Source organism: Methylocapsa aurea, from assembly GCF_000746085.1.
In the GTDB taxonomy this organism is placed as follows: Bacteria; Pseudomonadota; Alphaproteobacteria; order Rhizobiales; family Beijerinckiaceae; genus Methylocapsa; species Methylocapsa aurea.
This window is the reverse complement of sequence record NZ_JQKO01000001.1, coordinates 349,533-373,484: the sequence shown is the minus strand read 5'-3', so window position 1 is coordinate 373,484 and position 23,952 is coordinate 349,533. Positions and strand designations below refer to the sequence as shown.

Here is a 23,952-nt window from a genome sequence, read left to right as displayed (position 1 = left end):
CTTTGAAGCTAAAGAGCCGGAGATCCTGACGTCCAAGCCGGATCCGGTTGCCGAGATGGGTCAGGTTGGCGAGGCGAATCCGCTTGGAATAAGCGAGTCTCCTTCGTCGGCGTCGATAGCGCTCGTGCCGGCGCAGGAGAGACTGCCGGCCACGCTTCGCCAGGCTCCAGTCCTCGAGAAGCGGCCGCGATCCCGGCTCCGCATCCTGCTTTTTGTCGCTCTCCTTGGCGTGGGCGCAGCGGCGGGCGGGCGCTATTGGTGGCTTTCGCGCCTTCCCCCGCTGCCCCAGGGCATCGTATGGAGCAATGGCCGGATCGAAGCCGAAGAGATCGACATCAGCACGAAATTCGCGGGGCGGATCGCGCAATTGGCGGTTCAGGAAGGCGATATGGTCGCGCCGGGGCAAGTTATCGCGCGAATGGATACGCGGGATCTGGAGGCGTCGCTAAAGAAGGCCGAGGCGCAGGTCCTGCAGGGCCGCCGCAATCTGGAGGAAGCGCGCGCCTTGGTTGCGCAGCAGGAAACCGAGGTTACGCTGGCGAAAGCGGAGTTCGAACGCGCCAGCGCGCTTCTTAAGCGCGGATTCACCACCCGCCAAGCCTTCGATCAGCGTCAGCAAGCCCTAAATAGCGCGAACGCCAAGGCGATTGCGGCAAGGGCGCGGGTCAACCAGGCGGAATATGCGCTTGAGGCCGCGCAACATGAGGTCGAGCTCTACGAGGTCAATATCGCCGACAATACGCTGATCGCGCCGCGCGAGGGACGCATTCAATACAGGATCGCCAATGTCGGCGAGGTGCTTCCCGTCGGCGGCAAGGTCTTCACGATGCTCGACATCGCCGATGTCTATATGAATGTCTATCTGCCGACGGCGGACGCCGGACGCGCCAAAGTCGGTTCGGATGCGCGGGTCGTACTCGACGCCTATCCGAATTTTGCCGCGCCGGCCTATGTCTCGTTTGTCGCCACCCAGGCGCAATTCACGCCAAAAGCCGTCGAAACCAAAAGCGAGCGGGACAAGCTGATGTTTCGGGTGAAAGTGCGGATTGATCCTGACCTCCTCCGCCGACATGCGGCGGAAGTGCGCACGGGATTGCCCGGAATCGCCTATGTTCGGCTCGATCCAAAGGCGGAATGGCCGGAACGGCTCGCCGGTCCCAAGCGCCAATGAGCGCATCTTCTCCGGCTTTTTGACTTTGCCCGGGCGCAGGATCATGCGCCAGAATGATGATGCGCCAAGACGAATGCGGCAGAGATTTGGAGCGGATCCGTGTCGGAGACTGGCGCCTTTTTCGGGACCCGCTTCAACGTCGCCGAACTTAGCGATGTTTCGCTGCGCTATGGTTCGACCATCGTCCTCGATGCGATCAATTTGAGCATTCCCGCCGGATGCATGAGCGGCCTGATCGGCCCGGACGGGGTCGGCAAGTCCTCGCTCTTGAGCCTCATCGCCGGCGCCCGCCGCATCCAAGAGGGCGATGTCCGCGCGCTGGGCGGCGACATGAGCGATCGCGCCCATCGCGCCGAGGTCTGCCCGAAAATTGCCTATATGCCGCAAGGCCTGGGAAGGAACCTCTACCCCGACCTCAGCGTCGGCGAGAACATCGACTTCTTTGGCCGTCTCTTCGGCCAGCGGGCCATTGATCGCGCGCGGCGGATTTCCGAACTCTTGCGCGCCACTGGCCTGGAGCCTTTTCGCGACCGGCTGGCCCACAAGCTTTCGGGCGGCATGAAGCAGAAACTCGGGCTCTGTTGCGCGCTGATTCATGACCCCGATCTGTTGATTTTGGATGAGCCCACGACAGGCGTGGATCCGCTGTCGCGCCGGCAATTTTGGGACCTGATCGATCGGATGCGCGAACGGCGCAAAGGCATGAGCGTTCTCGTCGCGACCGCTTATATGGAGGAGGCCGAGCGCTTCGACTGGCTCGTCGCGATGGATGCCGGGCGCGTGCTTGCGACCGGGGCGCCGGCGGCGCTGAAAGCGGCAACCGGCGCGCAAACGCTCGAGCAATGTTTCATCGCTTTGCTGCCGGAAGCGCGCCGGCGCGGACGCAAGCTCGTCATGACGCCTTGGCGCCCGCGCGCGGACGAGCGGCCTGTGATCGTGGCGCATGGCCTCACCCGATGCTTTGGCGATTTCGTGGCCGTCGACCATGTGGAGTTTTCCATCCAGCGCGGCGAGATCTTTGGCTTTCTCGGGTCGAACGGCTGCGGCAAGACAACCACGATGAAAATGCTGACGGGACTGTTGCCCGCCACATCGGGGGAGGCGCTATTGTTCGGCAAGCCCGCCGATGCGTCCGACATAACCGCCCGCGCGCGGGTTGGCTATATGTCGCAATCCTTCTCCCTTTATGCCGAGCTGACGGTCCGGCAAAATCTGGCGCTGCATGCGCGTTTGTTCCATCTGCCGCGCGCCAGCGCCCGAATCGCCGAACTCGTGGCGCAGTTCGAACTGTCCTCCTATATCGATCAGCAGGCCTCCGATCTTCCCCTTGGCATTCGTCAACGCCTTTCGCTGGCGGTCGCGATCGTGCATGAGCCGGAGTTGTTGATCCTCGACGAGCCGACATCGGGCGTCGATCCGATCGCGCGCGATCAGTTTTGGGCGCTGCTTTTCGACCTGTCCCGAAATCAGGGCGTGACCATTTTCATCTCGACGCATTTCATGAATGAGGCGGCGCGCTGCGACCGCATTTCGCTGATGGACGCCGGCCGCGTCCTTGCGACCGGAACGCCGGCGGCGCTTGTTGCGGCGCGGGGCGCGCCGAACCTGGAGGAGGCTTTCATCGCCTATCTCGAAGAAGCCGCCAAGGCGCACGAAGCTGGCGCGCCCTCATTCGCGCAAGATATCGAGGCCGCCGGCGCGGACATGATGGTCGAGCCAAGGGCGCGGCCCTGGTTCAGCCCGCGCCGTCTCATCGCCTATGCGATTCGCGAAAGCCTCGAACTGATCCGCGACCCGATCCGGCTGGGATTTGCGCTCTTTGGAACTGTATTTCTGATGAGCATCTTCGGCATGGGAATCTCGACCGACGTCAATAATCTGACCTTCGCGGTTCTTGACCGCGACGTTACGACGGAAAGCCGCCTCTATCTCGAACAGTTGCGAGGATCGCGTTATTTTCTCGAAAGGCCGGCGCTCAAGGATCAAGCCGATCTCGAGAAGCGCCTTCTCTCCGGAGACATCAAGGCCGGAATCGAGATCCCGCCGAATTTTGGCCGCGATATCAAAAAGGGCTTGCCGGCAACCGTTGGGGCCTGGGTTGACGGCGCCATGCCGTTTCGCGCCGAAACGATCCGAGGCTACCTGCAAGGCGCGCATCAACAAGCCCTGTTGGATTTTGCGAGGCGAAACGGTCAAAGTGCGGCGACGGTTGAGCCCGCGGTCATCGAAATAAGGTTTCGCTACAATCAGGATTTCGACAGCGTCTACGCCATCGTGCCGGGCACAATCGCGCTCCTGCTCGTGCTCATTCCCGCGATCCTGATGGCGCTCGCCGTGGTGCGCGAGAAGGAGCTCGGCTCGATCACAAATCTCTATGTGACGCCCGTCACGCGCCTCGAATTTCTGCTCGGGAAGCAGATCCCTTACGTCATCACCGGAATGGCGAATTTCATCCTACTTTGCTTGATAGCCTTGTTTCTTTTCAATGTGCCATTGAAAGGAGGTTTTGCGACGTTGCTTTTGGGGACATTCCTTTATGTTTTCGCCACCACCGGCATTGGCATGGTGATCTCCACCTTCTGCCGGACGCAAATCGCGGCCCTGTTCGGCACCGCGATTCTTACCATTTTGCCGGCGACTCAATTTTCGGGCATGCTTACTCCGGTCTCCTCATTGACGGGCGCGCCCGCGCTCATGGGACGCGGCTTTCCGATGGTTTACTACCTTCGCATCACCGTCGGAACATTCACCAAATCGCTAGGGTTTTGGGACCTCAGCTTCAATCTTCTTGCTCTGCTTATCTTTATCCCGATCCTGACGGCTCTCAGCGTCGCCCTTCTTCGTCCTCAGGAAACGTGAGGGCGATGCGATATGCGCAAGCTGCAAAATATCTTTTGGCTCGGCGCGAAGGAGTTGAGAACTTTCTTTCACGACTACGTGCTGCTCGGCCTTGTGATTTATTCGTTTTCCTTCGCCGTTTACGTGCAGGCGAGCAGCAGTTCGCAAGAACTCCACAATGCTTCAATCGCCTTCGTCGACGAGGACCATTCGCCGCTGTCGCGTCGGCTCATCGGCGCGCTCTTGCCGCCATTTTTCAAGCCGCCGGTCGCGATCGCGGAGCGAGACATCGACCATGCGATGGACATTGCGGCTTATACATTCGTGATTGTGATTCCGCCCCATTTCGCGCGCGATGTGGTTGCCGGACGATCTCCCGCCCTCCAGGTCAATGTCGACGCCACCGCCATGGTGCAAGCGGGATTGGGCTCCAGCTATCTTCAGCAGATCTTCACGAGCGAGATCGGCAATTATCTCACTGGGACGGACGCAGCCTTCGCGCCACAGCGGCAAGGCGCCCTTGGTTCGCCAATCGACCTGGCGGTGCGCATCGCGTTCAATCCAAACGCGACGACCGCCTGGTTCACGAGCGTGATGGGCATCATCAATAGCGTCACCATGCTCGCCATCATCCTCGCGGGAGCGGCTGTCGTCCGCGAACGTGAACATGGCACGATGGATCATTTGCTCGTCATGCCGCTGACGCCGTTCGAAATAGCAATGTCCAAGATCTGGGCAAACGGCCTTGTGATTACGGCCGCGGTTGGCTTTTCGCTCGCGGTCGTCGTGCGCCAACTGCTTGGAATCCCGATCGCCGGATCCGTGCTGCTGTTCATGTGCGGCGTGGCTCTCTATCTGTTTTTCGCAACGGCGATTGGAGTGTTTCTGGCGACGATTGCGCGATCCATGCCGCAATTGGGTTTGCTCTACCTACTTGTCGCCATGCCGATGAATCTGTTGTCGGGCTCCAATACGCCGCTGGAGAGCATGCCGCCGGCGCTGCGAACGGTTATGTTCGCCTCTCCGTCGACGCATTTCGTGTCCTTCGCGCAAGCCATCCTCTATCGCGGCGCTGGCTTTGCCGTAGTCTGGCCGGAGTTTCTAGCGGTCGGCCTTATCGGCTGCTGCTTTCTTGCGCTGGCCTTGATGCGTTTTCGCGGCAGCGTGGTTCAGGCCGGATGAGAGGCCTCTATGCCTCTTGACTCAAATCAATCGACCTTAGCCATTTTCGGTCATTATCGAGCGGCTGACGATTGAAGAGCTACGCTGCAGATCGATCACAGAGGAGACTCGAAATGGACGATAAGGTTCTTCGTCAATTCATTATTGACGAACTCGATTTCGAACCGAGCATTCACGCCGCCCACATCGGCGTCGCCGTAGAAAAAGGTGTGGTCACGCTGACCGGACATGTCGGCAGCTATGTTGAGAAGATCGAGGCCGAACGCGTTGTCCAACGGGTCAAGGGCGTGAAGGCGATCGCCGAGGAGATCGAGGTTCGCTATGGAGATGAACCCAAGCGATCGGACGACGAGATCGCTCAGCGGGCGGTGAACATCCTGAGCTGGAGCACGCAGGTTCCCGAAGGCGTCATTCATGTCAAAGTCCAGCGCGGCTGGGTCACTTTGACCGGGGCGGTCGAATGGCAGTTTCAAAAGATCGCCGCCGAAGCTGCCATTCACAAGCTGAGCGGCGTCCTCGGCGTCACCAATCTTATCGAGATTAAGCCGCATGTCGACGCCCCCGATGTCAGAAAAAAGATCATCGATGCGTTGAAGCGCAATGCCGAGCTCGAGGCTGATTCCATTCGTGTCAGCGTCGATGACAACAAGGTGATCCTCGAAGGCAAGGTCAAGGCCTGGTACGAACGCGGCGTGGCCGAGCGCGCGGCGTGGTCGGCGCCCGGCGTCAAATCTGTCGAGGACCGGCTCACGCTTGGTTGATCGACATCGAAGTGCGAAACGCCGCCGCGTTTCGCATTCCTGAGAATTGGTCTTCGCGAAAGGCGCGTGGGGGCTAGGGTTGATCAGGCTGTCGAGGCTCCAGCGTCTTCAGATAGGCGATGAGGTTTTGGATCTGGTCGGGATCGAAGCGGAACACAGGCATCGTGGGATGTCCGACGGTGATGCCTTCGGCGAAAGATTCCGCGAGATCCTCCACGCCGTAGCGCAGGTGCAATTCACGAAAGGGAGGCGCGATCTGCAGCGAACTTGGGCCATAAGGGCCGATGGCGTGGCATTTCGCGCACCATTCCTGCGCCAGCTTTTGACCGAGGCCCGGGTTCCCGTCCGCCGCCTGGACGGACGCGACGGAAAGGAAAATAAGGGTGGCGGCTAAGGCATTTCGATTTGGCTTGAGCATTAAGGAACCCGCGTTGAAGGATTGGCGCGCGAACCGCGCTCAACCGATGAATTGGACGCCGTTGATGGCCGGCGCGGCGCCAATGACGATGGGGCTACGTCTGTCTCGACGCGATCAGAATCTGCCGCCGCCCGCATGTCAACAACATGCCGCGAGCCGGTGAGTTTGAAGTTGACTTCAATCAAGGCCAAACCGGAAATTTGGAATCAAACGCGTCCCCACGGGGCCAATCCGTAGCCGGAACATGGCTCGACGCCAAGCCGCCATGCGAGGAACCGGTCCCGATCTATAGGAGCATATAATGCCGCATTTGAGAATTCGAACGGGCGACTGGGTCATCGTCGTGGACGGGCGTAAGGCGCTTCTGCTGGAGAATGAGGGCGATGACGAAATTCTCAACCTCAAGACGCGCGAAGTCCGCGAGCATGCGGATGCGCCAAACCGGCTCTTGAATTCGGACAAGCCGGGAAGGGTGCATGAGTCCGCGACAAGCTCGCGCAGTTCGGTCGAGCAGACCGACCGGCACGAAGACGAGGAACGGGCTTTTATCGCCGGAGTGGCCGCGCGGCTGGAGGAGGCGATCGCCGCCGGCGGCGTCAAAGGCTTTATCATCGTTGCGCCGGCGCATGTCCTTGGATTGATCCGGAAGGGATATTCAGCTTCGGTGAAAGCAGCGATCCGGGCGGAGATTGAGCGCGATCTCACCCATTTGCCGGTCTATGAGATTGAACAGCGCCTTCTGAAATGGGAGGAGGGCAGGACGACGTAAACGCGATAGGCTGCCAGCCAGCGCGCCGGTCTCTGGCTTAGACGCCGGATATGCCGGCCTTGATCGCGAGCCGCACCAATTCGGAAATGCTGCCAGCCTCCATCTTTGTCATTAGCTTGGCGCGGTAAACCTCGACGGTGCGCGGGCTAAGATCGAATTGGCGCGCGATTTCCTTATTGGTATGACCGTTCATCAGCCCATGGAGAACCTGCGATTCGCGCTGGCTCAAGGACGCTAGCCGCGCGGTCAGTTCATCGCTTGCGCAATTTGCCGGGCGCGATGGCGCATCCAAGGCAACAGCCGAGCGCACGGCCGCGACCAGAGCCTCGCCGTCAAAAGGCTTTTCCATAAAATCGGTCGCGCCCAGCTTCATCGCCTTGACCGCCAGAGGCACGTCGCCATGCCCGGTGATGACGATCACAGGCATCGCCTGATGGGTTTGGCGAAGACGCCGCACCAGTTCGATGCCGTCCACGCCCTGCATCCGGACGTCGGTGACGACGCACCCGCCGGAGAGAGACGGCAAAGTTTCGAGGAACGCCTCCCCCGACTCAAAAAGTTTCACCGAGAAGCCGGCCGAGGCAAGCAGGAAATCAAGCGAGTCGCGCAGGGCGGGATCGTCGTCGATGACGTGTACTGTGCTGTTACAGGCCATCGCTTTTCGCTTCCTTCGCCGCTGGAATCGTGAAGTGAAATATGGCGCCGCCGCCGGGGTTCGGCTCGACCCAAAGGCGCCCGCCATGACTCTCGATGATCGTCTTGCTGATCGAAAGCCCGACGCCCATTCCCGTCGCCTTGGAGGTTACGAAAGGTTCGAACAGCCGGGGCAAAATTTCCGCCGATATGCCGTCGCCGGTGTCCGAAACCATGATTTCAACCATGTCGACTTCGCCAGGCCCGACGGTCACGATGAGCTCGCGGCGTTTCGATCCCTGCATGGCTTCGAGCGCATTTCGGAAAAGATTGACGAGGACTTGCTGGATTTGCACGCCGTCGGCGAGGACGCTATCGATCGCGGGATCGATCTGAAAGCGAACCGTGACGCCCCGCTCCCCAGCGCCGACGAGGGCAAGGGCGCTCGCATCTTCGACGAGCCGCCGGACGGCCTGGATGGTCTTGTCGGTTTCTCGTCGGGTGACGAAATCGCGCTGCCGGCGGATGATTTCACCGGCGCGCAGAGCTTGACCGGCGGCCTTTTCGAGAGCGTCCTGGATCGTCGTCACATGCGGGTGCTCATTGTCCTGAAGCAGGCGCTGGCAGCCTTTGAGGTAATTGTTGATGGCGGCGAGCGGCTGGTTCAGCTCATGCGCGAGGCTCGAGGCCATTTCTCCGAGCGCGCTCAGGCGGGAGACGTGGAGCAGTTCGGATTGAAGCTCCTGGAGCTTCGCCTGGGTTTTTTGCCAATCGGTCAGGTCGCGTATGAAGCCGGTGAAACGGCGGCTTTCCGCCAAATGCATCTCGCCGACCGATAAATGCATCGGGAATGTCGAGCCGTCCTTGCGCCGGCCGGTAACGACGCGGCCAACGCCAATGATGCGCTTTTCGCCGGTTTGATTGTAGCGCGCAATATAGCCGTCGTGGCGGCTGCGATCGGGCTCCGGCATTAAAATGCCGACGTTTTGGCCGATCGCTTCTTCCGCGGAATAGCCGAAAATGCGCTCCGCGGCGGCGCTGAAGGACTGTATGACTCCATTCGCGTGGATGATGATCATTCCGTCGGGCACGCTGTCGAGAATTGAGCGGAGGCGCTCCTCATTGGCGCGCTGCTCTTGTTCGGTCCGCTTCCGCTCGTCGATCGGTAGAATGACGCCGTTCATCCGCGTCGAATTGGGGCCGCGCTTGCTGAAAACGCGGCCCTTCGCATGCAGCCATCGCATTCCGCCGTCCGGGGAAATAACGCGGTACTCGATGTCGAAGTCGCCGTGCTCTTTGGCTTCGGCGATGGCCAAGTCCACCCGGTCGCGATCGTCAGGGTGCAGGAGGGCGGTAAATCCGGCATGGTTCAAGGCCGCGCCTGGGCGCGCTCCAAGCAAGCTGGCGCAAATGTCAGAACAGGTGATGGCGTCGCGCTCGAAGTCCCAGTCGAAAGAGCCGATTCCAGCGGCCTCGAGCGCGAAGCGCATGTGCTCGCTGTCATGCGGGTGACCCGCCATATGGCCTCCGGCCCGTGCGCTTTCCTTGCTGAATGGCATTTCGATTTGATCTTAGTCAAATTCGGGGGGAATGCCAGCATTTCGGGAGGAGGCTCGCTGCGCCAGGGGGCGTCTTTTTCCAGTGCGGCGTCATTCTTGCTTGAATCGAAACTAGGCTGTCCTCCTCAAAATGAGGACTTGGTCTTGGCGGCCTCAGGCCGCAAGGACGATGGCGGGACATTCCGCGCGGCCTTTCTATCGGCGAAGTTGATTGATATAGCTCCCATCTTTAGGCGGCTCAAAGTCTTGAGGCGCGGGGCCGGGCCGGCCGGAACCGCTATGGCATTTCGGACTTTCATCAGAGAGCATCTGCATCCGTGAGCATCTCGGCCGCCATTCATCACGTCACCCACTATAAATATGATCGGCCCGTCGCGCTGGGGCCGCAGACCATCCGCCTGCGTCCCGCCCCGCACTGCCGGACCAAGGTCCTCGGCTATTCGCTCAAGCTGACGCCCGGCAATCATTTCGTGAATTGGCAGCAGGACCCGCATGGCAATTGGCAGGCGCGCTTCGTCTTTCCTGAAAAAGTGACGGAATTGAAGATCGAGGTCGATCTGACCGCCGAACTCGCCGTCTTCAATCCCTTCGACTTTTTCATCGAGCCCTATGCCGAACAATTTCCTTTCGCTTATGAGGCTTCGCTGGGGGCGGAGCTTGCGCCTTATCTCGCCGCTGAACCGCTCGGGGCCCGCCTTGCCGCCTATATCGCCGCCTTGCCGCAGGGGCCGATCCATATCGTCACATTTCTGGTCGACCTGAACGCCAGGCTGCAGCAATCGATCCGCTACGTGATCCGGATGGAGCCAGGCGTCCAAACGCCTGAAGAGACCCTCGATCTTGGCTCCGGATCCTGCCGCGATTCCGCCTGGGCGCTGGTCCAGATGCTGCGCCATCTCGGGCTCGCGGCGCGCTTCGTCTCCGGCTATCTCATCCAATTGCGCGCCGATATCGAGCCCGTCGAGGGGCCCAAAGGGACGCAGCATGATTTCACCGATCTCCACGCCTGGGCCGAGGTCTATCTCCCCGGCGCCGGCTGGATTGGGATGGATGCGACCTCGGGCCTGTTCTGTGGTGAGGGCCATCTGCCGGTCGCGGCCACCCCGCACTATAATTCCGCCGCGCCGATCTCGGGCGTCGTCGAGCCGGCCAATGTCGATTTCCATTTCGACATGCAGGTGACCCGGGTCGCCGAGGCGCCGCGGATCACCCTGCCTTTTTCCGACTCGGCATGGGACAGGCTCGACGCTCTCGGCGAACGGGTCGACGCCGACCTCTTGGCGCAGGACGTCCGCCTGACCATGGGCGGCGAACCGACCTTCGTCTCGATCGACGATTTCGAGTCGGAGGAGTGGAACACCGCCGCCGTCGGCCCGACCAAACGGGCGCTCGCCGACAAGCTGATCCGCCGGTTGCGGACACGTTTCGCGCCCGGCGGCATGCTTCATTATGGCCAAGGCAAATGGTATCCGGGCGAGAGCCTGCCGCGCTGGGGGTTTTCGGTCTATTGGCGCAGGGATGGCCAGCCGATTTGGAAGAATCCCGCGCTGATCGCGCAGGTCGCCGAAACCAGGGAGATCACGACAAAGGGCCCTGAAGCAAAGGTTTTGGAACAGCGGATCGCGGAGGCGGCCGCGCCAGGCAATGTGGCGCAAGCCGAGCGGCTGGTCGCCGGCGTCGCCGATCGGCTTGGAATCGAGGCCGACTGCATCCTGCCAGCCTACGAAGATCCCGCGACCTGGCTTCTCAAGGAAGGCAATCTGCCGGACAATACCGATCCGCTCGATCCCAAGCTCGAGGACGCGGAAGAGCGCAGCCGCATGATCCGCACCTTTTCCCGCGGCTTGACCCACCCGTCCGGCTATGTCCTGCCGGTGCAGCGCTGGAACGCGCAAGCCGATCCCGGACTGCGAGCGCGTTGGAAGAGCGAGAAATGGAATTTGCGGCGCGGCAAGCTGTTCCTCGTGCCTGGAGATTCGCCGGTCGGCTACCGGCTGCCGCTGTCGTCGCTGCCTTGGGTCCCGCCATCATCCTATCCATTCATTATCCCGCAAGATCCGCTCGAGCCCCGCGCGCCCTTGCCGGACCCGCATGAGATCGCGCAGCATTTCGAGCGCACCGAAGCGCCTGCGCACGCCCGGCAAGAGCGCATTGAGCAGGAGGCGATCGAAGGCGCCGTGCGCACCGCGCTTTCGGTCGAGCCGCGCGATGGCGTTCTTTGCGTCTTCATGCCGCCGGTCGAGAAATTGGAGGATTACCTCGACCTTCTCGCCTGCGTCGAAGCCAGCGCCGAGGCGACCGGGACGCCGGTCCATATCGAGGGCTATCCGCCGCCCCAGGATCCGCGCGTCGACGTCATCAAGGTGACGCCCGACCCTGGCGTCATCGAGGTCAATGTGCATCCGGCGGCGAGTTGGCGCGCGGCGGTCGAGACGACCAAGGGCCTTTACGAGGACGCGCGCCAAGTCCGGCTCGGCGCCGACAAATTCATGACCGATGGCCGCCACACCGGGACGGGCGGGGGCAATCACGTGGTCCTCGGCGGCGCGACCCCTGCCGATTCGCCGTTCCTTCGTCGGCCGGATCTCCTGAAGAGCCTGGTGCTTTATTGGCAGCGCCATCCTTCGCTGTCTTATCTCTTCTCCGGTCTTTTCATCGGCCCGACCAGTCAGGCGCCTCGCGTCGACGAGGCAAGGCACGACCAGCTCTACGAACTCGAAATCGCACTGGCCAGCGTTCCCGCTCCGGGCCAGCCGGCGCCTTTGTGGCTGGTCGACCGGCTGTTCCGCAATCTTCTCGTCGACGTCACCGGCAATACGCACCGCTCAGAAATCTGCATCGACAAGCTCTATTCGCCTGACGGTCCGACCGGGCGGCTCGGGCTACTCGAATTTCGATCGTTCGAAATGCCGCCTGACGCGCGGATGAGCCTTGCTCAACAATTGCTGCTGCGCGCGCTGGTCGCCTGGTTCTGGCGCGAGCCGCAGCAGGGCAATCTGGTCCGCTGGGGCACGACGCTGCACGATCGCTTCATGCTGCCGCATTTCATCTGGGAAGATTTTCTCGGCGTTCTCGCCGATCTCGGACGGAGCGGCTATGCTTTCGATCCGGTCTGGTTCGAGGCCCAGCGCGAATTCCGGTTTCCGCTCTATGGCGTCGTCGAATATGGCGGCGTGCGGCTGGAGGTGAGGCAGGCGCTCGAACCCTGGAACGTGCTGGGAGAGCAGGGCGCGATCGGCGGCACCGTGCGCTATGTCGATTCCTCAGTCGAGCGCTTGCAGGTGAAGGCGAATGGCTTTGTCGAAGGGCGCCATGTCATCGCCTGCAATGGCCGCCGGATGCCGCTGACGGCCACGGGAGCCTCGAGCGAGGCGGTGGCCGGCGTGCGGTTCAAGGCCTGGCAGCCAGCCAATGGCCTGCATCCGACAATTCCGGCGCATGCTCCCCTTACCTTCGATCTCGTCGACACCTGGAGCGGCCGCGCCCTTGGCGGCTGCGTCTATCATGTCGCTCATCCCGGCGGACGCAACTACGATACCTTTCCGGTAAATAGTTATGAGGCCGAAGCGCGCCGGCTTGCGCGTTTCCAGGGTTTTGGGCATACGCCCGGACCTTTCGACGCGCCCTCGGAGGAACGCTCAGCCGATTTCCCGTTAACGCTCGATCTGCGCCGCCCCGCCGGGCTCTGAGGACTCATCGGCCGGGCCAGGCCGGCGGCGGCTGACCTCCTCGAGGATCGTCCGCGCCGAGGGGAGCGAAAACAGGCTCTCCACAGGCTCGCTAATCTTGCGCCGCCAATTCGGGCGTTCTCGGTCGGTGCCGGGCAAGTTGACCGGAACCGTCTCCAGGGCGAGATCATCGGCCTGGACCAGGACGAGGACCGCATTGGAGCGGGCCACATAGCCATGCGCGGCGGCGGCGAGGTCCGCGCTCAAAGGCGCTTCCAGCGCGGCTTCGAGATCGGCCGTCCCGCCAATCGCTCCGACCAGTTCGGACTTTTCCGCGCGGCGGGTCGCGGCGGCGCAAGCGGCATCGGCGAGAAGACCAAGCCCATCAGCCTCAGCGATGTCGGCGCCCAACCACCAGCCGGCCAGCGGCGGCAGATCATGGGTGGCGAGGCAGGCGGCGGCAAGACGCGGATAGCGTTCGGGCGCCAAGAATCCGCTTTCCTCCCGCTCGAAGCGCATGACTTTATAGGAGAGGATGCGGGCGTGTGCGAGCCGCGCGCGGATGCCGTCTGGAACCGTGCCCAGATCCTCGCCGACGACGGCGGCTCCAGCGCGGACGCTTTCGAGCATCACCTGGCCCAAAAGATCCTCGAAGGGGCAAGCGAGATAGGCGCCCTCCGCCCCCTGCATCCCATCGGGGACGAGAAATAGCCTTTTGAGGCCAAGGACATGGTCGATCCGCAGAACCCCGGCATGGGCCATGTTGGAGGCGATCAGTTGCGCAAATCCGGCAAAGCCGTCACGCGCAAGCGCCCTCGGATCATAGGGCGGCAGGCCCCAGACCTGCCCGTTCGGCCCCAACGGGTCGGGCGGCGCGCCAATCGAGACGCCTCGCATCAATTTGTCCGCTTCGGCAAAGGCCTCCGCCCCATCAGGCGCACAGCCGACAGCAAGGTCGCGATAGAATCCAAGCCGCAGGCCCGCCGCGCGCGCGGCGCAAGCGGCGCTGGCCAATTGCCGGTCAGCTAGCCATTGCAGGAAAATCGCGCGCGCGATGGGCTCTTCATGAGTCCGCGCGAAAGCGGCGATCCCGACGCCGTCGGGCGCCTTCAGAGCCTTGGGGAATTGCCCGAGCGTCGCGCCGAAATGCGCCTCGATTGCGGAGAAGATGGCGAATCGCCAAAGCATTTGCCCGCCCGCGCGGACGAAAGCGGCATGATCTGCGACGAGCGGATGATCGGGCCGGGCGAGGGAGAGTTCCGCAAAAGCCGCATGGGCGGCGTCGAACAGCGGGTTTTTGAGCGCGGCGACAGCGCGATAGTCCACCAGACGTTTGGCGGCAAGGCGCGCGGCTTCTGGCCCCGCCCGCTCAATCTCAGTCCGGACCCCCAGTGACAGGAGCGGCTCGGGCAGGTCGAAGGCGTCGATCGCCAAAGGATCGAGAAAGCGCCGGTCCGATGGGTGGTAGGGACTGGCGCGCTCCGGGTCGCTGGGGAACAGGGCATGGAGCGGATTGAGGCCAACCAAGCTCGCCCCTTCGCGCGCCGCTTCTTCGGCGTACAGGCGTAACGTCGTAAAATCGCCGATTCCTTGATCGCCAGGGCCGCGTCGCAGTCCATAAAGCTGCGCGCTGACGCCAAAGACCGGAGGGCCATCGCGCAGTAGCGGCGGCAGGAAGGCCGCAGCCGGAACAATGGCGAGATGCGCCGGGCGGTCTGGCGCAGCGTCGCTCACAATTGTGTGGCGGCCAAGCGGCAGGTCCGGCAGCGGGACATGCCGAACCAGCGCTTGGCGTCCATCCGCCGCCGCGATGGCGCAACGCCTTCCAGCATCGGAAGCGATCTCGATTTGGCGGGTCGAGCCATCCTCCAGGGCAATGGATAGCGCAAATTTTCGTTCAAGATTGGCGAGCGGACCGCCGAGGCGCAGGGCAGAGTCGCCACCAAGGCGGATCGTGGATGCGACCGGCAGAGGTCGAAGCGCGCGCTCCTCGGCAAGCTCAGCGAGGCGGGCGCGCGCCTCGCCCGTCGTCGACGCCGCAAGGTCGAGGCTCGCGAGCAGCGCCCGTTTCGTCTCGGTCCCGACCAAATGGCGCCCGCCATCGACATCGAACCATTCCAGCGCAATTCCCGCCGCCTCGGCGAGTGCGTCGAGCACATCGTCGGCGGCCCCGGTTTGGCGTCGCGCCTCTCTAGGGACCGGACGCTCAACCAGGATGGCGACCGATCGGCCGGCAAGCGCGATACGATCCTCGACGGTGATCTCTGCCGCCCGAGCCGGGTGAGCGGAGTCGATTTCGATGCTCCAGCCATGGCCGTCGCGCAGAGGGGGACAGCGGACCTCGATCGCCGCGCCGTCCCGATTCAGCAGCACGGCGGCGCGGCTCGGCGCGCGCAAGCCCTCGCCGGGATCATAGAACACTGCGATAAGCGGCTTCGCGCCTGGCTCCTCCCAGTCGGCGACCGCGTAGGGGGCGCCTTCCGCGGTCAGCCATTCGACATCGGCAAAGCCGCTGGCGTCGATGGGCGCCCCGGTCAAGGCCGCCTCCCCATTGAGCGCTCCAGTCGAACGGCGCAAATGGATCAGCCTTGCGGTGAAATCGGTCAGGTCTGCATCGGCGCTCGCCCAGTCGATCCAGGCCAGCGCGTTGTCCTGCGCATAGACGTTGTTATTGCCGCCCTGGGAGCGGCCAAGTTCGTCGCCCATGGTCAGCATCGGCGTCCCGCGCGCCGCGATCAGGGTCGCCAGCAGGGCGCGGATATCGCCCGCGCGCCGCGCTGCGACGGCGGGGTCGCGGCTTTCGCCTTCGGCGCCGCAATTCCAGGACAGATTTTCGTCGGCTCCGTCGCGATTGCCCTCCCCATTCGCTTCGTTGCGCTTGGCCGTATAGGAGACAAGATCTTTCAGCGTGAAGCCGTCATGCGCGGTGACGAAATTGATCGAGCGCGAGAGCGGCCGGCGGCGTTCAGCGAAAATATCGGCGGAGCCGGCGAGCCGGGTCGCCAGCGCGCCGGTCAACCGCTCGTCGCCCCGCCAATAGCGACGGAAAATATCGCGGGATTGGTCGTTCCATTCGCCCCAGGCAGTCGGAAAGGCGCCGAGCCTGTATCCGCCGGGGCCGAGGTCCCAAGGTTCGGCGATATGAATCAGCTCGCGCAAGCAGGGGTCTTGCGCGATCGCGGCCAGCAGGGGGTGCTCTTGGTCGAACCCGTTCTCGCGCCGAGCGAGCGTCGCCGCGAGATCGTAGCGGAAGCCATCGATTCCGGCGCGCGTCGCCCATATGCGCAAGGCGTCGAGCGCGAGCCGGAGGCCCAATGGGCGCTCAAGCGCCAGCACATTGCCGCAGCCGGAATCATTGACATAGCGCGTAGGGTCGCCAGGCCGGAGCCGATAGAAGCCGGCATTGTCGAGACCGCGAAGCGATAGGGTCGGGCCGAATTCATCGCTCTCTCCGGTATGGTTCAGCACGACATCGAGGATCACGGCGATCCCGGCGCCGTGCAGCGCGTCGACTGCGCCGCGCACTTCGGCGAAGCCCCCGGGAGCGAGGCGCGGATCGGGCGCGAGCAGCGCGACCGGGTTGTAGCCCCAGTAATTGCTCAGCCCGAGCGGCGGCAGATGGCGTTCGTCGACAAAGGCCGCAGCCGGCAGAAGCTCGACCGCGGTGATCCCGAGCCTCGTCAGATGGCCGAGCGAGGCGGGATGGCCCAACGCCTGAAAGGTTCCGCGGATCGCCTCCGGGATATCCTCGCGCAGGCGGGTAAAGCCGCGCACATGCATCTCGTAGATGACGAGGTCGCGCCACGCGACGTCAGGACGGCGCGGCGGCATGAGCGGCGCGGGCGCCTCGACAATTGCTTTTGGAGCGAAGGGGGCGCTGTCGATCTCATCGGACGCCGCGCCCTGTATCCGCGCATCGAACAAGGCGGGATGGAGACTGAACGGGCGATCAAGCCTTGTCGCGAAGGGATCGACAAGCAATTTCGCAGGGTTGAAGCGGTGGCCGCGCGTCGGATCGAAGGCCCCTTGGGCGCGAAAGCCATAGCGCGCGCCGGCGCCGACGCCGACGCCGTGTATATGGCCATGGAAAACATCTCCGGTCCGGGCGGGAAGCTTGATCCGCGCGCTCTCCCTGTCGGCATCGTCGAAGAGCGATAGAAAAACCGCTTCGGCGCTGGTTGAGGCAAGCGCCGCGTTGATCCCATTGCCATCGATCGAAACGCCGAGCGGCTCCGGCCGGCCTGCGCTGACCTTCAGGCCCATCTTTGCGGCCCCAATCCTCAGGTGACGACCGACGGCGCGAGACGCCCGGTGTAATGCGCGATGCCGGCGATCTCCTGCGAGAGGGCGATCAGATCGGCGAGCGCAGTTTCCGTATCGAGATTTTGCTTGGCGGGATCTGGCTCATAGCGCTCGATATAGACCCGAAGCGTCGCGCCGGACGTGCCGGTGCCGGAGAGCCGATAGACGATGCGGCCGCCCTCGGAAAAGAGCAGGCGGATGCCCTGTTGGGTCGTATCCGACCCATCGACCGGATCGTGATAGGCGAAGTCGTCGGCCTTGGCGATTTTGAGCCCGCCAAAGGATTTGCCCGGCAATTCGGGCAGGGCATCGCGCAGCGCCTGGACCAGCGCATTGGCGCCCTCCGCCTCGACCTCCTCATAATCGCGCCGGCAGTAATAGTTGCGCCCATATTCGGCCCAATGATCGGCGACGATGGCGGCGACGCTCTGCCCCCGGACTGCGAGAATATTGAGCCAGAGCAGGATCGCCCAGAGCCCGTCCTTTTCGCGGACATGGTCGGACCCGGTGCCGGCGCTCTCCTCGCCGCAGATTGTCGCCAGCCCAGCGTCGAGCAGATTGCCGAAAAACTTCCACCCCGTCGGCGTTTCGTAAAGATTGACGCCCAGCCGCTCGGCGACCTTGTCCGCCGCAGCGCTCGTTGGCATGGAGCGGGCGACGCCGGCGACGCCTCTCGCATAGCCCGGCGCCAGATGCGCGTTGCCGGCCAGGATCGCGAGACTGTCAGACGGCGTGACATAGCGGCCAGCGCCGATGATGAGATTGCGGTCGCCGTCGCCATCCGATGCCGCGCAGAGATCTGGACCATCCTTTGACATGGCGAGGTCGAGAAGATGCTTCGCATTGACGAGATTGGGATCTGGATGATGCCCGCCGAAGTCGGGAAGCGGCGTCCCATTCAGGACGGAGTCCGCGCTCGCGCCGAGCAGGTCCACGAAGATCCGCTTGGCATAGGGTCCGGTCACCGCCGACATTGCGTCGAAACGCAAGCGGAAGCCGGATTGCAGCAAGCCGCGAATCTTGTCGAAATCAAACAGGCTCTGCATCAGCAGGGCGTAGTCATCGACAGGGTCGATCACCTCGATAAGGCCGGGTCCGAGGCCGAGGGCGCCCAGGCGGTCAAGGTCGATGTCGGGCGCATCGAGGATTCGATATTCCTTGATGGCCTTGGTTCGAGCGAACACGGCCTCGGTCAGTTTTTCGGGCGCCGGACCGCCATTCGACGCATTATACTTGATGCCGAAATCGCCGTCCGGGCCGCCGGGATTGTGGCTGGCGCTGAGGATGACGCCGCCGAAGGCGCCATATTTGCGGATGAGATTCGAGGCGGCCGGCGTCGAGAGGATGCCGCCGCGCCCGATCAGAATTCGGCCAAAGCCATTGGCGAGGGCGATCTTCACCACGATCTGGATCGCCTCGCGATTGAAGAACCGCCCGTCGCCGCCAACGACCAAGGTCTGACCGTGCGCGCCTTCGAGGCAATCGAAGATCGATTGGACGAAGTTTTCAAGATAGCGAGGCTGTTGAAACACCTTGACTTTTTTGCGCAGGCCGGAGGTTCCAGGCCGCTGGCCTTCGAAAGGCGTTGTGGCGAGCGTTTGGATCATGGGGCTTTCCAATGTGGGGATTTCACGTTTGTTGCCATTCGCGGCGCGATGCCGCGCAATGAGGTCCCGGTACAGTCTGGCATAGGCGGCGGCCGGCCTGCGCCAGGAGACATCCGTCATCATGCCATTTTCGATCAATTGGCCCCAGACCTTTGGCTGCGCCCAGAGGCGGCCGACGCGCTCGATCGCCGCGCCGAGCATCTCGCTGACGACTGGCGAAAACTGAACGCCAGTCCCAACGCCTAACGCGAGCGCCATTTCATTGGCGTCGATGATTGTGTCGGCGAGGCCGCCGGTGCGGGCGACAACCGGGAGCGCGCCATAGCGCAGCGCGCAAAGCTGCGTCAGTCCGCAAGGCTCGAAGCGCGAAGGGATCAGCAACGCATCGGCGCCTGCTTGAATGAGATGGGCGGTCCGCTCATCATAGCCGATGATCGCGCCGACTTTGCCGGGCCGCGCTCGGGCCGCCGCGCGAAAGCCTTCCTCGAGCGAGGGCTCGCCGGCGCCAAGGACCGCGAGCTGTGCGCCGAGCCGCTCCAGAACCGCGAGATTGGCGAGGAGGAGGTCCTGTCCCTTTTGCCAGGACAATCGGCTCACGACGCCAAACAGCAGCGCGGCCGGATCGATTTCGAGCCCAAAGAGCCGCTGCAAGGCGGCCTTGTCGGCGCGCCGCCCTGCCGGTGACTGAAGCGTATAATTTGCCGCGATCAGCGGATCCGTCGCCGGATTCCAAACCTTGTCGTCGATCCCATTGAGGATGCCGGTCACGTCCTTCGCGCGTTCCCGCAGGAGGCCGTCGAGCCCCATCCCGCCCTCCGGGGTCTGGATCTCCGCGGCATAGGTCGGCGACACCGTCGTTATTGCGTCGGAAAGGCGCAGCGCCGCCTTGAGGAAACCGATCATCCCATAATATTCGACGCCCTCGATCGCGAAGGCATGCGCCGGCAACCCGAGGGGGGCGAGGAGATGAGCTGGATATTGGCCCTGGAAGGCGAGATTGTGAACTGTAAAGACAGTCCCGGGCCGCTCCCTCCCGTCATAGGTCAGATAGGCGGCAACGAGGCCTGCCTGCCAGTCATGGGCATGGACGATATCGGGCGCATAGCCCGGAGCAAGACCCAATCCGAGCCGGGCGCCGGCTTGGCACAACGCGCCGAAACGGAAAGGATTGTCCGGCCAGTCGCTCCCATCTGGTCCAGCATAGGGGCCGCCGGGACGGGCGAAGAGATGCGGCGCGTCCAGCGCAAAGAGATCGAGACCGGCCGCTTGCGCGCGCAACAGCCTGGCGTCGCTGCCAAAAAGATCAGGCAGGACGAGGGCGACTTCGGCCGCCTCGATGGCGCCCATGACAGAAGGATAGCCGGGAACGAGCGTCGTCACCGAAATTCCCTGCGCCTTGAGGGCGCCGGGGAGGGCGCCGGCGACATCGGCGAGGCCGCCGGTCTTGATCAGGGGATAGATCTCCGAGGCGATCGCCAGAACCGCGACGCCGCTCATGCGCCAATCCTGTCGAGCATCGGCTGGGTGATCAGGCAGATGCCGTTTTCGGTCCGCCGGAACAGTTTGGCATCCAACGCGGGGTCCTCGCCGACGATGAGGCCTTCGGGGATCTTGACGCCGCGGTCGACCACCACCTTGGCGAGCCGCGCCGAACGGCCGATTTGGACATAGGGGAGGAGGACTGCATTCTCTATGTCGCAATAGGAATGGGCCCGCACTCCGGTGAAGAGAAGCGAGCGCTTGATCTTTGCGCCGGAGATGATGCAGCCGCCCGATACGAGCGACGAAATCGCCATGCCGCGTCGGCCGTCCACATCATGGACGAATTTCGCCGGAGGAGTCACCGAGCCATCGGTCCAGATCGGCCATTCCTGATCGAAGAGATCGAGATCGGGAACGACGTCGGTTAGATCGATATTGGCCTCCCAATAGGCGTCCACCGTCCCGACGTCGCGCCAATAGGCCAGCGCCTCGTTCGAGGAGCGCACGCAGGATTGGGAGAAGTGGTGTGCGATCGCTTTGCCGTGCTTGACGATGTAGGGAATGATGTCCTTGCCGAAATCGCGGCTCGAATGCTGGTCGGCGGCGTCGCGTTCGAGTTGATCGAACAAGAAATCGGTTTCGAAAACATAGATGCCCATCGAGACGAGCGACTTTTCCGGATCGCCCGGCATTGCTGGCGGGTCCTCCGGCTTTTCGACGAAGGAAATGATCTGATTGCTCGCGTCGACATGCATGACGCCAAAACCGCTGGCTTCCTTGCGCGGCGCGGCGAGGCAGCCGATGGTCGCTGCGGCGCCGGAATCGACATGCTGCTGGAGCATCATTTCATAGTCCATTTTGTAGATATGGTCGCCGGCGAGGATGACCATATATTTCGGAGCGCGGTCGCGGATAATGTCGATGTTCTGATAAACCGCATCGGCGGTGCCAGCGTACCATTGGGTCTCCGAAACGCGCTGGCTCGCGGGCAGGATGTCGAAGCTTTCGTTGGCGCCCTGGCGGAAGAAGTTCCAGCCGCGATTGAGGTGGCCGATGAGGCTATGGGCTTTATATTGCGTCGCGACGCCAATGCGGCGGATGCCTGAGTTCAGCGCATTGGAGAGAGCGAAATCGATGATCCGCGACTTGCCGCCGAAATAGACCGCCGGCTTCGCCCGCCGGTCGGTCAATTCCATCAGGCGGCTGCCGCGCCCTCCGGCAAGAATGAAGGCCATGGCTTGCCGCCCGATCGGCGCGCTCAATCTCATAGGGTCCTCCCGGTGGTCCGGTTACGCGATCGAACCGGCGCGAATGATCGCTCGCCGCGCGCCGCGCCTTCTCATGCATCGGAAGGCGTGAAATAGAGGCTGGCGAGCGGGGGCAGGGTGAGTTCGGCGCTGGCGGGCAGGCCATGCGACGGCTCGCTGCTTGCGATGACCGCGCCGAAATTGCCCATGCCCGAGCCGCCATAAGGGCTTGCGTCGGTGTTGAGGATCTCGCGCCACGTCCCCGGCCGAGGCAGGCCGATCTTGTAGCGCAGGCGCGGCTCCGGCGTGAAATTCGTCGCCATGACGACCGGCGCGTCGCGCTCGGCTCCAAACCGCGCAAAGACAACGACTGACTGATCGCGATCCTCCGAAACAATCCAGCGGAAGCCTTCGGCCTCGCAATCGCGCGCGTGAAGCGCCGGCATTGTCCGGTGGAGCTTGTTCAAATCCCGGATCAGATCCTGCACCCCTTTGTGTATGGGCGCCTCGAGGAGGCTCCAGTCGAGCCCCCGATCCGCGCACCACTCGCGCCGCTGAGCGAATTCCTGGCCCATGAAGAGAAGCTTCTTGCCAGGATGGGCCCACATATAGGCGTAGTAGGCCCGAAGATTGGCGAACTTTTGCCAATCGTCGCCGGACATTTTCTGCAACAGCGATCCCTTGCCATGCACGACTTCGTCATGGCTCAGCGGCAGCACGAAATTCTCCGAAAACGCATAGAGCAGGCCGAAAGTCAGCTTGTCGTGATGCCATTTTCGGTGCACCGGATCGAGGGCCATGTAGTCGAGCGTATCGTGCATGAAGCCCATGTTCCACTTGAAGCCGAAGCCAAGGCCACCGGCGCTCGTCGGTCTTGAGACTCCGTCCCAGGCGGTGGATTCCTCCGCGATCGTGACGGCGCCTGGATCGGTTGCATAAGCGAGTTCGTTGACGCTTCTGAGAAAAGCGACGGCGTCGCGATTGTCATTGCCGCCGTCCGGGTTGGGCGCCCATTCGCCCGGCTGGCGCGAATAGTCGAGATAGAGCATGGAGGCCACCGCATCGACGCGCAGGCCGTCGGTATGATAGCGATCGAGCCAGAACAGGGCGTTGGCGGTCAAGAAATTCGTGACCTCGCGGCGGCCAAAATCATAAATCGCGGTGTTCCAGTCGGGGTGGAAGCCGCGGCGCGGGTCCCCATGTTCGTAGAGCGGTTCGCCGTCGAACGCCGCGAGCCCGTGGATGTCGGTCGGGAAATGCGCCGGAACCCAATCGAGGATCACGCCGAGCCCGGCGGCATGAGCTCTATCGATGAAGCGCGCGAAGCCGGCGGGATCGCCAAATCGGCGGGTCGGCGCGAAAAGCCCGATCGGCTGATAGCCCCAGGATTCGTCGAGCGGATGTTCGGAGATCGGCAGCAGTTCCAGATGGGTGAAGCCGAGATCGGCGGCATAGGGGATCAATTCGTCGGCAAGTTCGTCATAGGTGAGGAACCGCCCCGCCTCGCCGCGCTTCCAGGACCCCAGATGAACCTCATAGATCGCCATTGGCTTGCGTCGGAAATCGCCCTTCGCGCAGCGCGCGCGAAAATCCGCGTCCGTCCATGCAAAGCGGTCGGTTCGTGCGACGATCGAGGCGGTCGAGGGCCGCAGTTCGGCGGCAAAGCCGAGCGGATCGGCCTTCAGCGGCAGGAGGCGGCCGTCACGGGAGATGATTTCATATTTATAAACGGCCTCTTCGCGCACGCCCGGCGCAAAAATTTCCCAAACGCCGGAATCGATGCGCTTGCGCATCTGGCAGCGGCGCCCATCCCAACCGTTAAAATCGCCGACGACGGAAACCCGCTGCGCATGCGGCGCCCAGACGGCGAAATGCACGCCATCGAACCCGTCGAAGAGCATCGGATGCGCGCCGAGCCGTTCATACAAGAGACGATGCGTGCCCTCGACCAGAAGATAATCATCCATTGCGCCGAGCACCGGCGCTAGCGCATAGGGGTCGATGAACTCCCAGGACCCTTCGGCATTGGCCGCCCTCAGCGAATAACGAAACCGGCCTTCGCGCCCCGCGGCCAAACCTTCGAAAAGGCCGCCGCCGCGGGGCGTCAGCGGAATTTCCGCCGATCCATCCTTGGGGATGGCGCTCAAGGCTTCGGCATCGGGGACCAGGGCGCGGATCGCGGTCCCCTGCGGCGTCTCATGCGGTCCGAGCACGGCGAAGGGATCTTGCCAGCGCGCGGCGACGATGGCTTGCGCGGTCTTGGCGTCGACCCGCCATTCCGCCCCGGCATCCTGGGTCCCGCGGACGTGGTTCAT

Annotated in this window: 13 protein-coding genes and 1 pseudogene; 6 read left to right on the top strand and 8 right to left on the bottom strand. The window is 63.0% G+C overall.

The window, feature by feature from the left end:
- The first annotated feature begins 55 nt into the window (after positions 1-55).
- From DL86_RS01705 to DL86_RS01690, 4 genes are all read left to right on the top strand, one after another.
- On the top strand, positions 56-1,171 hold the full coding sequence (locus DL86_RS01705) for an HlyD family secretion protein (RefSeq protein WP_036258031.1): 1,116 nt from the start codon (positions 56-58) through the stop codon (positions 1,169-1,171).
- A gap of 99 nt (positions 1,172-1,270) precedes the next feature.
- Positions 1,271-4,030 carry a ribosome-associated ATPase/putative transporter RbbA gene (rbbA, locus tag DL86_RS01700; protein ID WP_036257464.1) on the top strand — a complete coding sequence of 920 codons (2,760 nt, stop codon included), beginning with the start codon at positions 1,271-1,273 and terminating at the stop codon, positions 4,028-4,030.
- 12 nt (positions 4,031-4,042) lie between these two features.
- A complete protein-coding gene (locus DL86_RS01695; protein WP_036257463.1) occupies positions 4,043-5,191 on the top strand; it encodes an ABC transporter permease in 1,149 nt (382 codons plus the stop codon).
- A gap of 113 nt (positions 5,192-5,304) precedes the next feature.
- Complete coding sequence (locus tag DL86_RS01690; RefSeq protein ID WP_036257462.1) at positions 5,305-5,952, top strand: BON domain-containing protein; 648 nt, start codon at positions 5,305-5,307, stop codon at positions 5,950-5,952.
- A 73-nt stretch (positions 5,953-6,025) separates the two neighbouring features.
- On the opposite strand, the gene DL86_RS01685 is transcribed toward DL86_RS01690, so the two are convergent.
- On the bottom strand, positions 6,026-6,370 hold the full coding sequence (locus tag DL86_RS01685) for a c-type cytochrome (RefSeq protein WP_036257460.1): 345 nt from the start codon (positions 6,368-6,370) through the stop codon (positions 6,026-6,028).
- Between the two features lie 301 nt (positions 6,371-6,671).
- On the opposite strand from DL86_RS01685, the gene DL86_RS01675 reads away from it, so the two are divergent.
- On the top strand, positions 6,672-7,139 hold the full coding sequence (locus DL86_RS01675) for a host attachment protein (protein ID WP_036257457.1): 468 nt from the start codon (positions 6,672-6,674) through the stop codon (positions 7,137-7,139).
- A 37-nt stretch (positions 7,140-7,176) separates the two neighbouring features.
- On the opposite strand, the gene fixJ is transcribed toward DL86_RS01675, so the two are convergent.
- Complete coding sequence (gene fixJ, locus DL86_RS01670) at positions 7,177-7,794, bottom strand: response regulator FixJ (protein WP_036257456.1); 618 nt, start codon at positions 7,792-7,794, stop codon at positions 7,177-7,179.
- Complete coding sequence (locus DL86_RS01665) at positions 7,784-9,331, bottom strand: PAS domain-containing sensor histidine kinase (RefSeq protein WP_425348883.1); 1,548 nt, start codon at positions 9,329-9,331, stop codon at positions 7,784-7,786. The genes fixJ and DL86_RS01665 overlap by 11 nt, the downstream gene beginning before the upstream one ends.
- A 317-nt stretch (positions 9,332-9,648) precedes the next feature.
- On the opposite strand from DL86_RS01665, the gene DL86_RS01655 reads away from it, so the two are divergent.
- Positions 9,649-13,020 (top strand): transglutaminase family protein, encoded by a 3,372-nt coding sequence (locus DL86_RS01655; protein WP_036257453.1) that lies wholly within the window; start codon positions 9,649-9,651, stop codon positions 13,018-13,020.
- Here the strand turns inward: DL86_RS01655 and glgX are convergent.
- The 5 genes and pseudogenes from glgX to glgB form a co-directional block, all read right to left on the bottom strand.
- Complete coding sequence (glgX, locus tag DL86_RS01650; protein ID WP_051952478.1) at positions 12,985-17,262, bottom strand: glycogen debranching protein GlgX; 4,278 nt, start codon at positions 17,260-17,262, stop codon at positions 12,985-12,987. The genes DL86_RS01655 and glgX overlap by 36 nt on opposite strands.
- Positions 17,263-17,279: 17 nt before the next feature.
- A complete protein-coding gene (locus tag DL86_RS20210; RefSeq protein ID WP_036258029.1) occupies positions 17,280-18,908 on the bottom strand; it encodes an alpha-D-glucose phosphate-specific phosphoglucomutase in 1,629 nt (542 codons plus the stop codon).
- Positions 18,909-18,977: 69 nt separating this feature from the next.
- Positions 18,978-20,405 (bottom strand): annotated as a pseudogene (gene glgA / locus DL86_RS20205) (glycogen synthase GlgA); the annotation flags it as partial.
- On the bottom strand, positions 20,402-21,658 hold the full coding sequence (gene glgC, locus DL86_RS01640) for a glucose-1-phosphate adenylyltransferase (protein ID WP_036257452.1): 1,257 nt from the start codon (positions 21,656-21,658) through the stop codon (positions 20,402-20,404). The gene glgC and the pseudogene glgA, both read right to left, overlap by 4 nt.
- Before the next feature lie 71 nt (positions 21,659-21,729).
- Complete coding sequence (gene glgB / locus DL86_RS01635) at positions 21,730-23,952, bottom strand: 1,4-alpha-glucan branching protein GlgB (protein WP_036257451.1); 2,223 nt, start codon at positions 23,950-23,952, stop codon at positions 21,730-21,732.

Bases quoted from the DNA above. Each gene is read 5' to 3' on its own strand.
- DL86_RS20210 (WP_036258029.1), bottom strand. From the start codon at position 18,908: ATGATCCAAACGCTCGCCACAACGCCTTTCGAAGGCCAGCGGCCTGGA.
- fixJ (WP_036257456.1), bottom strand. From the start codon at position 7,794: ATGGCCTGTAACAGCACAGTACACGTCATCGACGACGATCCCGCCCTG.
- DL86_RS01695 (WP_036257463.1), top strand. From the start codon at position 4,043: ATGCGCAAGCTGCAAAATATCTTTTGGCTCGGCGCGAAGGAGTTGAGA.
- glgX (WP_051952478.1), bottom strand. From the start codon at position 17,262: ATGGGCCTGAAGGTCAGCGCAGGCCGGCCGGAGCCGCTCGGCGTTTCG.
- DL86_RS01675 (WP_036257457.1), top strand. From the start codon at position 6,672: ATGCCGCATTTGAGAATTCGAACGGGCGACTGGGTCATCGTCGTGGAC.
- glgC (WP_036257452.1), bottom strand. From the start codon at position 21,658: ATGAGATTGAGCGCGCCGATCGGGCGGCAAGCCATGGCCTTCATTCTT.
- DL86_RS01705 (WP_036258031.1), top strand. From the start codon at position 56: ATGGGTCAGGTTGGCGAGGCGAATCCGCTTGGAATAAGCGAGTCTCCT.
- glgB (WP_036257451.1), bottom strand. From the start codon at position 23,952: ATGAACCACGTCCGCGGGACCCAGGATGCCGGGGCGGAATGGCGGGTC.
- DL86_RS01665 (WP_425348883.1), bottom strand. From the start codon at position 9,331: ATGCCATTCAGCAAGGAAAGCGCACGGGCCGGAGGCCATATGGCGGGT.
- DL86_RS01685 (WP_036257460.1), bottom strand. From the start codon at position 6,370: ATGCTCAAGCCAAATCGAAATGCCTTAGCCGCCACCCTTATTTTCCTT.
- DL86_RS01690 (WP_036257462.1), top strand. From the start codon at position 5,305: ATGGACGATAAGGTTCTTCGTCAATTCATTATTGACGAACTCGATTTC.